Annotated in this window: 16 protein-coding genes; 7 read left to right on the top strand and 9 right to left on the bottom strand. The window is 62.3% G+C overall.

Features of this window, described 5'->3' with window-relative positions:
* The first annotated feature begins 1 nt into the window (after position 1).
* Positions 2 to 907: a phosphotransferase gene (locus ABH935_RS26610; protein WP_370380657.1), complete on the top strand. Its 906-nt coding sequence runs from the start codon at positions 2 to 4 to the stop codon at positions 905 to 907.
* Positions 908 to 1,341: 434 nt separating this feature from the next.
* On the opposite strand, the gene ABH935_RS26605 is transcribed toward ABH935_RS26610, so the two are convergent.
* Together ABH935_RS26605 and ABH935_RS26600 are read right to left on the bottom strand one after the other, a co-directional pair.
* Positions 1,342 to 1,644 carry a 4a-hydroxytetrahydrobiopterin dehydratase gene (locus tag ABH935_RS26605; RefSeq protein WP_370380656.1) on the bottom strand — a complete coding sequence of 101 codons (303 nt, stop codon included), beginning with the start codon at positions 1,642 to 1,644 and terminating at the stop codon, positions 1,342 to 1,344.
* Positions 1,644 to 2,486 (bottom strand): multiprotein-bridging factor 1 family protein, encoded by an 843-nt coding sequence (locus ABH935_RS26600; RefSeq protein ID WP_370380655.1) that lies wholly within the window; start codon positions 2,484 to 2,486, stop codon positions 1,644 to 1,646. The genes ABH935_RS26605 and ABH935_RS26600 overlap by 1 nt, the downstream gene beginning before the upstream one ends.
* A gap of 64 nt (positions 2,487 to 2,550) precedes the next feature.
* Here ABH935_RS26600 and ABH935_RS26595 point away from each other — a divergent pair, with 64 nt between their 5' ends.
* From ABH935_RS26595 to ABH935_RS26570, 6 genes are all read left to right on the top strand, one after another.
* Positions 2,551 to 2,838: a hypothetical protein gene (locus tag ABH935_RS26595; protein WP_370380654.1), complete on the top strand. Its 288-nt coding sequence runs from the start codon at positions 2,551 to 2,553 to the stop codon at positions 2,836 to 2,838.
* Positions 2,835 to 3,044 (top strand): hypothetical protein, encoded by a 210-nt coding sequence (locus tag ABH935_RS26590; RefSeq protein WP_370380653.1) that lies wholly within the window; start codon positions 2,835 to 2,837, stop codon positions 3,042 to 3,044. The genes ABH935_RS26595 and ABH935_RS26590 overlap by 4 nt, the downstream gene beginning before the upstream one ends.
* Before the next feature lie 621 nt (positions 3,045 to 3,665).
* The gene (locus ABH935_RS26585) at positions 3,666 to 4,787 is read left to right on the top strand and encodes a radical SAM protein (protein WP_370380652.1); all 1,122 of its coding nucleotides are present in this window, start codon (positions 3,666 to 3,668) and stop codon (positions 4,785 to 4,787) included.
* Positions 4,788 to 4,806: 19 nt separating this feature from the next.
* Positions 4,807 to 5,610, top strand: coding sequence for a hypothetical protein (locus ABH935_RS26580; protein ID WP_370380651.1), 804 nt, complete (start codon positions 4,807 to 4,809; stop codon positions 5,608 to 5,610).
* Positions 5,607 to 6,002 (top strand): hypothetical protein, encoded by a 396-nt coding sequence (locus ABH935_RS26575; protein WP_370380650.1) that lies wholly within the window; start codon positions 5,607 to 5,609, stop codon positions 6,000 to 6,002. The genes ABH935_RS26580 and ABH935_RS26575 overlap by 4 nt, the downstream gene beginning before the upstream one ends.
* A 143-nt stretch (positions 6,003 to 6,145) precedes the next feature.
* Entirely contained in the window at positions 6,146 to 6,943 is a 798-nt protein-coding gene (locus ABH935_RS26570) for a DUF2637 domain-containing protein (protein WP_370380649.1), read from the top strand.
* A gap of 163 nt (positions 6,944 to 7,106) precedes the next feature.
* Here the strand turns inward: ABH935_RS26570 and ABH935_RS26565 are convergent, their stop codons facing one another.
* The 7 genes from ABH935_RS26565 to ABH935_RS26535 form a co-directional block, all read right to left on the bottom strand.
* On the bottom strand, positions 7,107 to 7,439 hold the full coding sequence (locus ABH935_RS26565; RefSeq protein ID WP_370380648.1) for a hypothetical protein: 333 nt from the start codon (positions 7,437 to 7,439) through the stop codon (positions 7,107 to 7,109).
* 7 nt (positions 7,440 to 7,446) lie between these two features.
* Positions 7,447 to 7,743: an SHOCT domain-containing protein gene (locus tag ABH935_RS26560; protein ID WP_370380647.1), complete on the bottom strand. Its 297-nt coding sequence runs from the start codon at positions 7,741 to 7,743 to the stop codon at positions 7,447 to 7,449.
* 335 nt (positions 7,744 to 8,078) lie between these two features.
* Complete coding sequence (locus ABH935_RS26555) at positions 8,079 to 8,981, bottom strand: tyrosine-type recombinase/integrase (RefSeq protein WP_370380646.1); 903 nt, start codon at positions 8,979 to 8,981, stop codon at positions 8,079 to 8,081.
* A 1,071-nt stretch (positions 8,982 to 10,052) separates the two neighbouring features.
* Positions 10,053 to 11,450 (bottom strand): AAA family ATPase, encoded by a 1,398-nt coding sequence (locus ABH935_RS26550; RefSeq protein ID WP_370380645.1) that lies wholly within the window; start codon positions 11,448 to 11,450, stop codon positions 10,053 to 10,055.
* Complete coding sequence (locus ABH935_RS26545) at positions 11,447 to 11,647, bottom strand: hypothetical protein (RefSeq protein ID WP_370380644.1); 201 nt, start codon at positions 11,645 to 11,647, stop codon at positions 11,447 to 11,449. Before ABH935_RS26545 ends, ABH935_RS26550 begins: the two co-directional genes overlap by 4 nt.
* Before the next feature lie 772 nt (positions 11,648 to 12,419).
* Positions 12,420 to 12,692: a hypothetical protein gene (locus ABH935_RS26540; RefSeq protein WP_370380643.1), complete on the bottom strand. Its 273-nt coding sequence runs from the start codon at positions 12,690 to 12,692 to the stop codon at positions 12,420 to 12,422.
* A 458-nt stretch (positions 12,693 to 13,150) separates the two neighbouring features.
* Positions 13,151 to 14,263 carry a tyrosine-type recombinase/integrase gene (locus tag ABH935_RS26535; protein WP_370380642.1) on the bottom strand — a complete coding sequence of 371 codons (1,113 nt, stop codon included), beginning with the start codon at positions 14,261 to 14,263 and terminating at the stop codon, positions 13,151 to 13,153.
* Positions 14,264 to 14,303: the final 40 nt, after the last annotated feature.

Below are 14,303 nucleotides of genomic sequence, written 5' to 3'. Positions count from 1 at the left end.
CTTGACGAACGACGACGACCTTCACGCCCAGCTCGTCGCGGCCTGCGCCAGCACCGGTATAGACCCAACCGACGCACGCCTCATTCACCACTACAGCAACGCGATCTATCTGCTGCCGGCAGCCGACGCGATCGTTCGCATCACCGTCGGGCCTGCCGATCTGGAGCAGGTCAGGCTCACGCAGGCCGTGACCCGCTGGCTCGCGCAATCCTGCGGCTACCCCGCAACGGCACCGCTCGGAGCGGTAGAACCCGTGCCGTTGGCGTCCGGATCCGTAGCCAGCTTCTGGGAATTCCACCAGCAGCCTGCCAAGCTGACGTACTCCTCCATCGATCTGGCCTCGCTGCTGCGCCGACTGCACGAGATCGACGGCGACACCGTCCCCGTTCTTCTTCCGCCCTGGGTCCCCCTGGTCTCGTTGGAAGAAGCGCTCATCGAGTCCATCCCTGAGACCGTGCTGACTGGCGATGAGGTCGCCTGGCTCAAGCAGGAGATCATCGAGGTGCGTGAACAACTCGCCGACGTCGAATGGCACCAGCCGCCGGGCCTTGTTCACGGAGACGCATGGGCAGGAAATCTACTCGCCGACAACCGCACCGGCGGCCTGCTGCTCGGCGACTGGGACTGGGTCAGCAACGGACCCCGAGAAATTGATCTCGTGCCAACCTGGCACGCCGCACGAAGATATGGCCGCGACGGTGCTTGGACAAGCGCGTTCGCACACGAATACGGCTACGACCTCGCGGCCTCCCCCGGCTACGAAGCACTCATGCACATGCGGGACATGATGCAACTCACCGGACCGCTCCGCCGAGCCCGCGCCGACCAGCGGTACTTCACGTTCCTGCGGCAGCGGGTCTCAGCGATTCGCGCCGGCGACCGGACTTCCCAGTGGTCCACACTCTGAACGAACAGACCTGAGTGCTCGGCGGGGACTTCGGGCTGGGAAAAGTCAGATTGCCTGCGTTCGGGAACCCGAACGGGTGATGTGACCCTGCCCGCCCGGAGCGCGAGCAATACGGCGGCACGGCGAAAAACAGGCCGTCACCATACGGAGTCGCTACGGCCGTCATCACACCGTCATCACACGGGACCGTTTCAACGACTTTACGGGTCGAGTCGAGTCGAGTACTCGAGTCGAAGAAACATAAAACCCCAGGTCAGCGGGGCTTCCTGGGGTTCGACTTCGGTGCCCCCGGCAGGATTCGAACCTGCGACCATCGGATTAGAAGCTCCGCGATGGGTTCACGTCATGCTAGCAGCCGCGTAGCCACCTCGTAAGCAGGTCGGGAGCGTGTGTAATCCGATGGTCGAAGCCTTCAATCCGGCGGGGGTTTCGGCCTACCGCGTCAGCCCTTGGGCAGCCTTCTCGATCTTCTCGGCAAGATCCATGTCCTTCCCGGTGATCTTGTGGTCAGCGGCATGCGTAGTGATGGTGAATCGCACGGACCCGAACATGTACACCATGTCTGCGTGGTGGTTCATGACTTCCATGGCGACCACGGCGCGCGTGATGATCGCCAGCCCGTCCACAAAGCGGCTCCTGTAGGTCTTCGTGATCGAGTCTCCGTCACGCTCCCACCCCGGAAGCTGGCTCAGTCGCTCGGAGATCTCGTCGTCAGTGAGCGGTTCGGCGTACGGCATCAGGCAGCATCCTTCCAAGGCTGTTCACCGACCAGCGACAGGCCGATGAGACGCACATTCTCTTTCACCGGTTCAACGCGCAGCGCATCTAGCAGAGCGGCACGAGCGTGCGGGTTTCCACTCCTTACGGCTTGCCCGAGGAACACGGCGGCACACCAGCGGCTACCAGGGTCTAGCTGGTCCGACAGCTCTCGCACATGGACTCGGAGATCATGAGCCGACATGTTCCGGCCTGTGTAGTTGCCCGCATCTACCCATGGCAGCTTCAGCACGCGGCGCGCGTAGCTCTTCAGGTACCAGTCACGGGCTGGCACATCATGCATGAGCTGATGGGGGGCAGCCTCAACAAGATCAGTATTGCCGGTCTTCCAAAGGATGCTTCCAGCGTTGACCCGCAGTTTTACCGTTTCCCCGTCCTGCATCCACCCAGTGAGCCGGCGGATGGCTCCTCGGTCACCTCTCACAATGCGCGCCATCGCATGATCAACGGCGTAGGGGGTGAGGTAGTCACGCATCGGCACATAGTCGCCGCTAGCGGTGCTGGCAGTGAGATCGGTTACGAGGGTGGTGTTAGCGACTGCCAAGCCGCTGATAGCCAGGAACGCACGCCGGTTCATACGACTAACGGTAGCTGCCGCGTCGAGGTCAGAGAGGGGTACGGAAAGCACGGTCGCGAGATGCCCCCGCCACTCCTCACCAGGGATGTGCTTGCCGCTTTCCCACGACTTGATCTCGTCTCGGGTGAGAGTCGGCCTGAACTTGCACAGCTCAACCGCCAGGCCGCGCTGTGACCAGCCCAGCGCACTACGTCGCTCGCGAATCAGAGTCCCGATATCGACCACGCCTAGAAGTTACCCCCTGTGCGTCCCCCTGCTCACACCGTTGCCGTAGATCTACACCTGAACCATGGCCAACATCCCGACAACGAATGGCGCGCCCCCGGACTACGACTGCGCCGACTGTGAGGACACGGGAACTACCGAGCTGCACGACGTGACCACCGAAAAGATCATCGATGCCGGATATTGCGGCTGCACACTCGGGACTCACCTGCGCATCGCTGACGACGCTCGCGCTCAACGCCAGATCGAAACTGCCAATGCGCAGCTCGGTCACGTGACCCTCGCCACCCTCAAACATCTGCGTGACGCGCTGCTGGCGTTGCCCACGGAGGTCGGGGGCGTACCCGCATGAGCACCTTCGAGCCAGTAGAGAGCCGGGTTCAGCGCTTCACAGGAACACGGGAAGAGATCGTTAACGCGCTCGTGGCGCGGGTCGCGGACGGCCCCCGACAGAGCTTTGATGCGCGACGGGTCTCGAAAATGGTGGAGCTGGTGAATACCGGCCGTGCGTCACAGGTCATTTTCGGCGGGGTCTCGTATCAGGTTTTCGGTAGATAGCCATGTCCGACACGGCGTATCCGGGTGAGCTTCGCAACGGCGACCACATTTGGCGTGCTGGTGAGCTGGTCAAGGTGACATCGGCCACCTATTCCGCAAGGGGCTCGCTAGTCATCGTCAAGGGTCTGCGTTCGGACGGGTCCGAATTTGAGGCCAGGTACGTTCCCGGCGCGGTCATCAAAATTGCCCGGAGGTCGCCGTAATGGACGAATTCAAAGACCCCGGTACGCGCCTCATCGCCGTTACGAATAACACGCCAGGCGTAGCGGTCAGAGTGCGGTATCTCGTGGTGTGCCCGTGTGGGGCGCGTACCGGACCGTTTACCGGCCTGATCGCCTCGATTGAGGCATTGGATTCTCATGTCTTGCAGTGCCCCCGGCGTACCGCTCCGGAGCCTGCATGAGAGCCCTGGGAACGCGCACGGCGCTCCTGATGCCCCGACGCTGGCGCAACTGCCCTCTGTGCCAGAACACGGGCCGTATGGGGCCTCTGGCGTTCTGCCCCGACCCGCTCTGTCCGACGCGGGAGCGCAAGTGAAGACATGGCAGGAGAGAGGCCCACCGCCGGACGTGAATCGACACTACGACGCCGACAATCCTGCAAACCAAAAGGAGAACACGCGTGACGATCACTTTCGAAGAACCGACCAACGCGGGAACGGCTGATCCCTGCAACCCCGGCGACTGCATACCCGGCAAGAACTGCGTGCCCGACATCGAGTGCTCGCCCGCCAACCACGTCGCCCTCACCGCGACCCTGACCGGCAACGTTGGCAACTGCCCACCGGACGACCACAAGTGCCAGCCCACGGACTGCATCCCGCTGAGCGTTACCCACAGGCCGGCCGGGTTGGCTATGGCGGAGCCGTGCGTGCCAGACATCCCCTGCGACCCTGGTGACATCTGGTCATGCGCGCCAGCGAAGAAGTCGGCGGGCTTCCTGTGGCTGGACCTGACCCGCAAGTGCCAGCTCGAATGCCTGCACTGTTACAACGCCTCCGGCCCGGACGGCGACCACGGCACCATGACTCGCGAGGACTGGATCCGCGTCCTGGACCAGGCCATTCGGACCGGCGTCGAAAAGGTTCAGCTCATCGGCGGCGAACCCACGATGCATCCGGACTTCGCAGATCTGCTGTCGCACGCGGTGTCGATCGGCCTTCAAGTCGAGGTGTATTCGAACCTCGTGCACGTCAAGGCGGAATGGTGGGAGCTGTTCCGGCAACCGGGAGTGTCGCTCGCCACCTCGTACTATTCGGAGAATCCGCCGGAGCACAACGAGATCACGGGCCGCGACAGTCACCGCAAGACCCGCGCCAATATCGCTCGCGCGATCGGATTCGGGATTCCGCTGCGGACCGGCATCGTCGCCATGCGGCCCACACAGAACATCGAACGCACCACCGGCGACCTCGTGTCTCTCGGCGTGCTGAAGGTCGGGGTAGACCGGCTCCGGCGCTTCGGACGTGGCGAGGGAAGTCACCCGACCTGTGACGTGAACGAGCTGTGCGGCAACTGCGGCGACGGCCGCGCCGCGATCGGGCCGGACGGGTCGGTAACGCCGTGCATCATGTCGAGCTGGCTGCGGGTCGGGAACGTCAAGACGACCGCGCTCGCCGGTATCCTCGCGGGTGAGGAGATGGCGCGGGCTACGGCGACGATCCCGAAGCGCGTGGCGGTTGACCCGTGCGACCCCGGCGCGGAGTGCAGGCCGGACGCGTACCCCTGCCAGCCGGACGCCTGACAACCGAAAGGGAACGTCTGTGCTCGATGAGGACATGGCCGAAGCTTCGGCCGAAGATCTGACTGAGGCGGCCCGGCGGCTGGATCTTGTCCTCATCGGGCAGCCCGTTCGCTCGTATTTCTCGTATGCGTCGAAGGCTGCCCGCGACGGTAAAGACTATTGGTTGCGGGTACGGCGCTTCGAAACCGCCAAGTGGAACGACAGTAAACACCTCGGATATGAGGAGTCTTCTGCCATTGATGGCGTCCCTAAGCCTGTCGTTGCTGATCGTGTTGTGTGGCAGGAGCCGGCTCACCTGGTGCGCGCTGAGCTGTTGACCCATATTGGCGAGCCGGTTGTTAGCTCATCGATGCATCTCAAATCGACACCGGATCTCCCCGAGTCCTGGTGGGCGCAACTTCACGAAGCACTCAAGAATCTCGGCGACACTCCCACTAACCGCGATACGGCAAACGTGCTCGGCGACACGGCGTATCTGCGAGGGTTCTATGGGGTTGACCTCCCCGAGCCGACCGATTGGACTGCGGAGCACGAAGACCCGCACTGGAACAACCTCACCGGCCCGCGCCTGCATATCCTTGATTGGGACTTCTGGGGGCGCCAGCCGCGCGGCTTCACCGTTGCTGGCCTGTTCTGTACCTCCCTCGGCGTACCTGAGATCTCTGATCGGATGTGGCGCGAATTCGCTGACGTGCTGGAAGCCCCATCCGGCCAATGGTCCGTGCTCTATCACTTGTGGTACCGCCGCAAGGGGATGCCATCGTTTCTTGCGTGGGAGCGCGGTGCGGCCGTTGCTCGCGAAATCATTCGAGATCTGACGTGACTCAGGTCAGCTGGCAGGAGCAAGAGGCAATCGAGAGCATCATTGCTGGCCGCTGCCCGGACGCCACGGATTTCCTCGACTTCGACGCTGAAGGTATGGACGTGCTCACTACGCGGCTGGGAGGCGTCTACGACGTGATCCTTTGCCTTGGCACGGCGTTCACGTCTCTCCACACGCGCGATGAGCTACAAGCCGCTTTCAGGACGTTCGCAGCACACGCCCGCATCGGCACTCAACTCATCGTGCGCAAGCCGGAGGCCGTGCATCAGGCCGTGTTGGAATGGCGTGCGCGGTCATACCGGTTCGGCTTCTACGCGTCGTTCAGTGGGCTGCGCGTATTCGGCTACGGGGCGTTCGACCCGAGTGATTACCCGGACGATGGTGGGTTCTAGACCGCCCACGGGCAGAGTTGGCAAACGCCACTAGCGCAGCCCCCTGACTCCCGTGCTACGTTGCCAGGCAACAGAACAACCCCCGGAAAGAGCGCCAACTCTCGCCGGGGGTCTGACACCTCAAGCTCATCTAGGGAGCCGAAGTGCTGACCAATACCCTAGCAAGGCGTGCCGTGCTGGCCGTCGTGCTCATTGTCCTGTCCGGACTTGCCATCACCAGCGGCATCCTCTCCTTCGGGGAGCTTCAGCGACTCAGCATCGCGACTGGTGGGAGCCCCTCAACTGCCTACTTGGCTCCGTTCTCCGTCGATGCTTTCGGCGCGGTCGTGACGCTCGTATGGGTGGCGCTGGCGAAGGAAGACGGAGTGCGCGCGAAGCTGGCAACCGTCTCCTACTCCCTCGCCTTCCTGTCGGTCGCGGGCAACGCCATCGAACGTCTCGGGAGCGCGCACACGCACTCCGTCTTCTGGATGGCCGTCACGGTCGTCTATGCGGCAATCCCGCCGCTGGCGCTCACCGGTTCCACACACCTCTTTGTCGTCTTGCTGTCCTACATCACACCGACCGACGTTGCCGCCCCCATTGCTACTCAGGACGCCACGAGCGACACGCAGACGGCTGACGAGTTCGACGTGATGACGGAGATGGCGGAACTCCCGCAGACGCCTCCGAAGCGCGGACAAGCCCCGTGGAAGACGTTGCCGGAGCCCGGCAAGCTGGCGCGCGTCACCCGGAAGTCGGACCTCCTCACGGCTGCCGGAAAGCCCGTTACGGCGAAAGCGATCGCGGATATGTGCGGTACCTCGGAGCGGACCGCCGGAACCTACCTGCGGAAGCTGCGGAAGGTCGAAGGCGGACGCGTGCCGTACGAGAACCCCGCGCCGGTCGTCACCGTTGATGCATCCGAGGTCTTCGAAGAACTGGCGCTCGCCGTGGCATAGCAAGCCTCGCAGCCTCCCTGCGGCAATACACGCGACGGTGACGTGCGAATGACGCGGGAACGACAGGCTAGCGGCGGAGCCGCCGACACAGACGAAGCCCCTGCCCTTTCGGTGAGAGAAGGGACGGGGGCTTTCGCATGACAGGATCAGGAAAGATCTTTACTTAACCAGTAGGGTCGCCGCCCTTGTCGTAGCACTCCTTGGACCAATCGATCAGGTCGGCCTGATGGTTGAACGTAAAGTCGGACATCTGCCCGGCATCGTCCATCTGGCGATTAAGTTTCTGAGCCTTAACGCACGGGTCGTTGTCGTGCTTGACAACGGCGACGGTGATTCCTGTAGCTATAGCCAGGACTACCACAAGCATCGTGACCTTCACATTGCGCGAAAGGCTGTGCCACCAGGCGACAGCTTCATTGGAAGGTATCGGGGTGTACGGCTGTCGTGGAGGAACCCTCGGTCGTACGGGCGAGGAGGGTATCTCGTCGTCGCCCACGTCTCCCTCACAACTCCCGGATGATCTGCGCGCGCTGCTGCTCGTACTCCGCCTGCGTGATGGTCCCGGCCTGTCGCAGCCGCTCCAGACGGTCAAGCCGAACTTGCGGCGTCTCCGGCGTCGGCGTCCCCCGCTGCGGCGCGGCCTGCGGGGCGTAGACCGGCGGCTGATACTGCTGCGCCGCGCGCGCCTGCTTCCCCTGCTTGGCGAGCTTCTTCGTGTTCCGCGCCGTCTTCTGGTTGGACGTGCGGTACTTGATCACGCCGAGCGTCGTGAAAGACAGAAATTTTCGCGTCAGGCCCATCGATTTCCCTCCCCATTTCCCGATTCCAACCCCTGTCGCAGACAATAGGGGATTGGATGGCGCGGGCGTGCAGCTTTCCGCGAAGTAAGACATGCCGTCTAAGCCGACACGGCATCTCTCGTGTCGACATGCAGCCACGATGAACTCGCCGGCCGGGGAGAGTGGCTGATCAGATCCGGGTATTACACGGTTACTCCCGTGCCCGTTCGCCCGACTCAGCGAGCAACACCATGAGAGATCAGAAAGGCGGGGACCCAGGTGCAGCATGACGATCAAAAAATACCGCGCCGCACCAAGTGTCAGCATGACGCGGCATATAAGGGTCCTGTGATCGGCTACAGGCCGACGCCTCGCATGGGGTTGTCGTCCCACTGATCCACTGCCCGGATGTACTTGTGGACCACGGGCGAGTTCTCAGCCCACCGGCCGTGACGCGCGATCTGGGACACTGGCGCACCACCCTTGTACGCCGCTGTAGCACCACCGGCGCGAAGGGAGTGTGCCGAGTAGGTCTCGGCCTTCGGCAGCTCCGCACGGACGGCAGCGGCCCGCACAGCGGCATTGATGCCGTTCTCGCTGATCGCGTTGCGCGGGTTTCCCCACCGGTCCACTGACCTCACGAGACGCCCCTCCGTGATCCCCTTCTCGGCCAGCGTCGCCAACCATGCCCGCACCACCCGGACGGGGTCTGTAGCCGCATGAACGCCGCGCGGGATAGCGACTTCTTCACCCTTGGCGTCCTGGTCGGTCTTCGACTTGCGGATGAGGATCAACAGTCCGTCGTCAGTCTCCGTGATGTCATCGATATTGAGGGCGGCCAGCTCGGAGCGGCGGCCCATCAAGGCGAACCCCAGCACCAGGAGAGCACGGTCCCGCAGGCCCAACATGGTGTCCGCCTGAGTGGCGTCGATCATCTTTCGGAGGATGTCGAGGACGATCGGCGGGGCCTGCTTCGTGCGCACTCCAGCGGCGGCCTTGTCCTTCCGGTGCGTCCGCAGGACCAGGCGAGCGGCCGTGGTTCCGGGCTGGTGAGCGAAGCCCCGCATGCGGTGCGCGGTGCGGATGGCGGCGATGGCCTGGTCTATGTAGGACACGCTCAGGTCGCAGTCGCACAGGTGGGAGACGAACTCGGCGAGTGTCTCATCCGAGCACGGGTAGGCCGTCCGGCCGTTCTCCCGGCACCACGTCTCGAACCGCGCGAGGTGCCGGCCGTAGGCGCGCTGGGTGCTTTCAGGCACTGCTCTCTTGATCCTCTCGCGGGTCCGCTCCGACACCGTGAAATCTACCTCGGGGCGGGGAGCCGGTACGAGATCTGAGGAGTAGGTGAGGGCCTGGGGAGAAGTGTCTGCCTTCGTCAGCATACTGACATTCTAGCTTACGAGAAGACTACTTCTCAATAGTCAGTACGCGATCATGAGGAGCTGCAACGCTTCGATGACGGCTTTACGCTCCCCGCAGTCGCGCTACGACGTTCTCCGGAGTTCGGGGGTCTCGGCTGCCTCGGCTACCTCTGCCGTCGGGGCGATGCGTGTGGAACTAGGGGCGGGACGCGAGCCCTTCGCGGGGACTGTGCGGCGGCCTGTACCCAGATGCGCGGTACCGCCGGCGGCGAAGTGTGGACGAAGCGGCGATGCCTCTTTAGACGTTTCTTTCGACATGATGTTTTCTCCTCGACGATTGTGCGTTGCCTATAGCGCAATTATCGCAGGGGAATTCAACCGGGCAGATATGTTATAAAATCTTCTGTGATGTTTCGCCGCAATCCAATTCGACCCCTCCCCACCATTAGCGGAGTCGCGATTCCGCTTCGCCGCCAGGGCTCGAATGAATATGTCGAAAAAATTTCACATAACCACGTAACAGCTAATGCCCGTATCAGAGATTAGTGCCCACCCGGTTTAACTCACCCTGTTACCTTCTCGGCCGTTAGGTGAAACGGCGAAACGCGGATTTGTAGCCGTAAACAGTTATGGGGTCGCGTAAAAAGTGGGTCGCGTTCGGGTAAGTATGCCGGAGGAGAGAAGCGCAGGTGAAACGGGTGATTCTGCGTAGAATCCACAACTCACCGGGTAACTGACTCCGGCAGCTATTCGAGCGGATCTAGGTCGGTAGATATTCGATACCGCGAGGAGTGTTGCCGGGGCAGGGGGGGCTTGATGCCGCAAGGGTGCAACCATCTCCCCGCTATGCAGTCTCTGCACCCTTGCACCCTTGCATCCTTGCACACCCTTACCTCTATTTTTACTTTTAGTATTATTATTTATAATAAGGTAAGAATGCAAGGGTGCAAGGATGCAGAGACTGTAGGGCTAGGGCGATACTGCACCCTTGACGTCTTCGGGCGCTTCCCCCGGCTCAGGGAGACTCATCCACCAGGCGTTACCCTTCCCCTTAGGTTTTATCGCCTTAACTCCGAGCTTCTTACGCGCGCTATTAAGCGTCCTCTCGGAGATGCCCAGCTCGGACGCCTCTTCTTCAACGTCTACAGTAGGCCTCGGTCCGTCTTTAAGTGCTTCCAGAAGAAAGGCGCTCGCCGATTTACGCTGATTCCCGCCTGACACTTCAGCGGCTATTAGCTGATCTGCGGTATACGGACTCTCCCCCTCCCATTGAATACGGCAATGCTTCCCCTCCGGAACGAGTCGATATACCAGCGTGGAGGGTTTCCCGGCAACGTTAATTTTCGTACATGCGAATAGGCGCCGGACGTCGCCTTGATTAGGGTCATCGTCGGGATGGGGAGCAATCATAAACGCAGCGCGAGCGTTTCCGATGGTAGCAATAGATCCCCCGCCGCGATTCGTAGCCTTACCACCCGAACCCTTATTGAAATGTCGAACAACGAGAATGGCGGCGCCCGTCGCATCGGCCATCTGTGATAATGGGAAAAGTGCTCTCCGCATACTCTGGTCGTTCCAAGAATTCGTTTTATCCCCGAGGAATGCCATAAGCGGGTCAACGATTACTAGCCCTATATCGTTACAGCGGATGAATCGTTCAATCTGGGGAAAATCATCAGGTAGGATTGCGGGCCGCTCCGAGGTCTCCCCCGTCTCCCCGTTATGTACCGTGGTAGAGGTCATCGAGTGCACTCTGTCCATGTCGGCTTTCGCGACGTCCAGGCGGGGGCGGATGGTGTCAGCTAGGCCGTCTTCGGCAGACATAATGAGCACGCCTCGCGGCCTGTCGAGACCTGCCGTTCCGTCCGGCATTTTGCGTCCCGTACTGACCCGCGCGGCGAAATCGAGCGCCGCTGTTGACTTGCTTACCCCGGGGTCGCCGTCGACGATGGTCATTTTTCCCATCGGAATGTAACCGAGCCATAGCCACTCGATGCTCTCCGCTGCCACGTCCGCGAGGGGGATGAACTCGCACGCCTTTTCGGTTTCGATTCCCGCCTCGCCGAGATCTTCCGCCTGCGATATTGAGAGGTGTAGGTCCAGGATCGCGCGCCGCGCCGTGTGGATAGTGTTTTCGCCGATACCCGACAGGTTGAGCTTTTCGCAGGTTTCCCGTAGGAAGGCCGTAACGTCTGCTTCGGTCGCCAGTTTAAATCGGACGTCGCGATAGCTCCATAGGGTGAAGTGGAGCCACCAGCGATGACGCTCGCTCTCGCCAGACTCCCCCCTTATCTGCTCCAGAATGTTCGAGGCGCTGGTATGCGTAATGAAGGCTTCCACTTTTTCGAGGGTGCCAGCGCTGTTCACGACTTCTCCCCGCCGGTGCGCGTGAGCGTGGTCCGGTAGATGCGAAGCGTCGTTTCCGCGCGGCTGGTGGCACCGCTGACAGCGTCGTAGACGGCCGAATAGGTGAGGCGCGGTGCGAGGGCTAGCGCAAGTTCGGTGAGTGCGGCGGGGAGCCACTCCGGGATTTCCGTTACACCGTTTTCGTCGGACTCGATCATCACGGCTAGCGCAGTCTCAGCGCCAGCTTTTACGGCTTCAGTGCCAGGGCGGAATGGGTCCCCGCACCCGACCTCGACGCCGTCGAGCCTACCCACGCTCTCGGCTGCGTCAAACACGCCGCGCGGCGTGAATGTAGTCGGAGTCTTCGTACTGTCAGACCTGTCTATAAGTGTATCTACGCTGGTCACGGGTATAATCTTCCTTAGGGTGTTAAATGATTGTTGCCTCGGCTGTCTACTCCGTGCGGACTGCCGGGGCGCTTCTATTCCGGGGGAGCGATTTCGAGCTAGCCGGCGGTTATGGTAGGGGCGCTACGGGGTACTTCGACGTAGTCGAAGCTGTAGCTATCACGGCGCGCACGCGTCCATGAGTCCTCCATCCGGCCTAACGTCGGTTTCAGAACGCCCCTGCGAGTCGTAATAGACCACGCTGGCCATATGAGCCCGGCACAGCCCTACGGCCGCCCTACGGCGCTCTTGTAGCGTCATCGCTCCGGCGGGATCTACTTCCGCCTCTAGCTTCGCGAGGAAGTTCAGCAGTGTTGGGGGCAAGGGTTTTGGCTTCCGTGGCGTGGGTACATGATTTGCCCACCTCTTCATTGCCGCCGCGCGGCCTAGCTCTGACTTCTGTTCGGCGGTTAGCGCCATGTGCGTTTTCCTCTCGTGGGGACCTCCTTCTGTATCCAGTAACGCATGAGAATGCGTCTGAGTGATAGCCGGATGACTGGGCTCCGGCCGGATACCAAGGGGCTATCGGTAGCCGCTACCCGATTTACAGGTCGCGCATTCGCCGTGATTTCAGGCTGTTGAAGGCCATTCCCGCGTAATGTGCCTGCTGCGCCTGACGGACACGCGCCGAGCGTTCGCGATCATCCATGGAGCCGTCAGGGTCGATATCAGCGGCGAGTTTCGACTCCCAGCCGTCCCGCATCCTGTACGCGTGCCTGCGCCGCTCCTCGGTCGTCGTGCGGCTCCATCGCGCGTGTGCGGCTTTCTCTGCCCTCTTACGACGCTGCGCGTCGGTCATGTTCTTCGCGGCTGCCATCGCCTCTCCTCGGCGTAAACAGCAAAAAGCGCAGGACACACCAGCGGCCCGTGGGGGCTCTGTTTCACTGGGTGTGTCCGGCGCTTCGCTCGCGTAGGAGGGCGTCGGTTTGCCGCTCAGTCCCATGTAGGGAGGGCGTCGGCGACACGCGCTGTTCGCTTGTTGTGGGATCGGTACCCCGCGTCGCGTAGATCCAACCCCGTGCGCCTCCGGCCGCGCGGTCGAACGCGCCCGTACCGTAGGGGCATGGTGTCAACGCAGAGCTACCCGGCCGCCGGCCGCTGGAATGTGGAGCAACTTCGGCGGGAGGCTGAAAGGTTCGCGGCCGACGTCGAAGAGGTCTGTGGTGCCCTCCTGGTTAGCTGCCGCGCTTGCCCGTCTCGCAAGACGATCACGGGAATCCGGCCGAAGGGATGGGCACGCTGTAAAAATCCAGAATGCCCAACCCGGCGCGCTTCCTAACGACTTCCGAGCTTCGCCATCTCGTTGAGGGCGCGATGGTCTGCCATGGAACTGCCGTAACGCCTGCGCATCGCCCCGCTACTCCAGCCGAGCTGGTTATCGATGGTTGCGCCGCTGACGCCCTTCACTTCCAACTCGTGTCGCCGCGTGTGGCGGAACATGTGCGGCTCGATCTGCCCCCGGTCCCAGCCGACCTCAGCCGCGCGCCGGTCTATGAGTTGTCGGAGACCCGCCTTCCCGATCGGGGCGTGCGTTCCTCGCGAACTGATCCACAAAGGTCCGGCGAACGGGTCTTCGATGAACGGCAGGCGACCGCGCACCTTCAGCCACCGATCCAACGCGTCCGCCGCATCGTCCTCTATATAGACCCTGCGGACGTTACCCCCGCTCTTGGAGTCGCGCATGAGGATCACATTCCGGCTGCCGGAGGCTGTCACGTCTTCGGCCGTCATCGCCAACACGTCTATGCCGCGCGCGCCGTACGTGAGCATGTGGAAGAGGGCGTGATCCCGCCTCGCTACCCACCTGTCTTTTCGGGTGCTGCGTTCACTCCGAGCGGCTTGCACGGCGGTGTGCTCTAGGAGTTCGGACACGACTTCGGGTGCAAGAACCTTGTCCGGCGGGGCGTTCTCGGCGTAGTAGCGGAGATCACCCTCTTTCTCGCTGCCAAGCGTGTCGTAGGGATTAGAGATCTCGTATTCGCGAGCGACCCAGTTGACGAAGTTGCGCAGGTTCCGGAACTTTACGTGCGTACCGGTCGGCTTCTCCCGTCCTTCCGCGTCGAAGCGGTTCCGCTGGTGGTCGGCGTCAAAGAACGCGTTCAGAATCGCGGGGGTGAGACCGTCCCAGCCAACGTCATAGCCAGCGTCGGTCATCCACTCGTGCAGCCGGTTGGCGATGTAGCGATAGTCCTTCTTGGTCCGCTCGGACAGTGGGCGGTTGCCCCGCTTGCGGACGCGCATCCGCTCTAGCTCTCCGTCGTACTGCTGGAGCCCGCGAATGCGCATCTTCTCGGCGCGGGTGCCGGCTACCGGTCCCGCCACATCAGCGCGGGTCGAAGGCATCGGCAGGGTTCCGGCCTGGTTAAGGCGGATGTTGTGGGACGCCAACGGGGATCGTCTTGGACTCGTGCTCACGGGCGGAAACTCC

It is taken from the genome of Catenulispora sp. GAS73 (genome assembly GCF_041262085.1).
Lineage (GTDB): Bacteria > Actinomycetota > Actinomycetes > Streptomycetales > Catenulisporaceae > Catenulispora.
Note: the sequence above shows the minus strand (reverse complement) of the source record. Positions and strands in the feature narration are given on the sequence as shown.

Excerpts from the sequence above, each read along its gene's own strand:
- ABH935_RS26605 (WP_370380656.1), bottom strand. The coding sequence starts at position 1,644 with ATGCCGTACGCCGAACCGCTCACTGACGACGAGATCTCCGAGCGACTG.
- ABH935_RS26595 (WP_370380654.1), top strand. The coding sequence starts at position 2,551 with ATGGCCAACATCCCGACAACGAATGGCGCGCCCCCGGACTACGACTGC.
- ABH935_RS26590 (WP_370380653.1), top strand. The coding sequence starts at position 2,835 with ATGAGCACCTTCGAGCCAGTAGAGAGCCGGGTTCAGCGCTTCACAGGA.
- ABH935_RS26560 (WP_370380647.1), bottom strand. The coding sequence starts at position 7,743 with ATGGGCCTGACGCGAAAATTTCTGTCTTTCACGACGCTCGGCGTGATC.
- ABH935_RS26545 (WP_370380644.1), bottom strand. The coding sequence starts at position 11,647 with ATGATCGAGTCCGACGAAAACGGTGTAACGGAAATCCCGGAGTGGCTC.
- ABH935_RS26540 (WP_370380643.1), bottom strand. The coding sequence starts at position 12,692 with ATGGCAGCCGCGAAGAACATGACCGACGCGCAGCGTCGTAAGAGGGCA.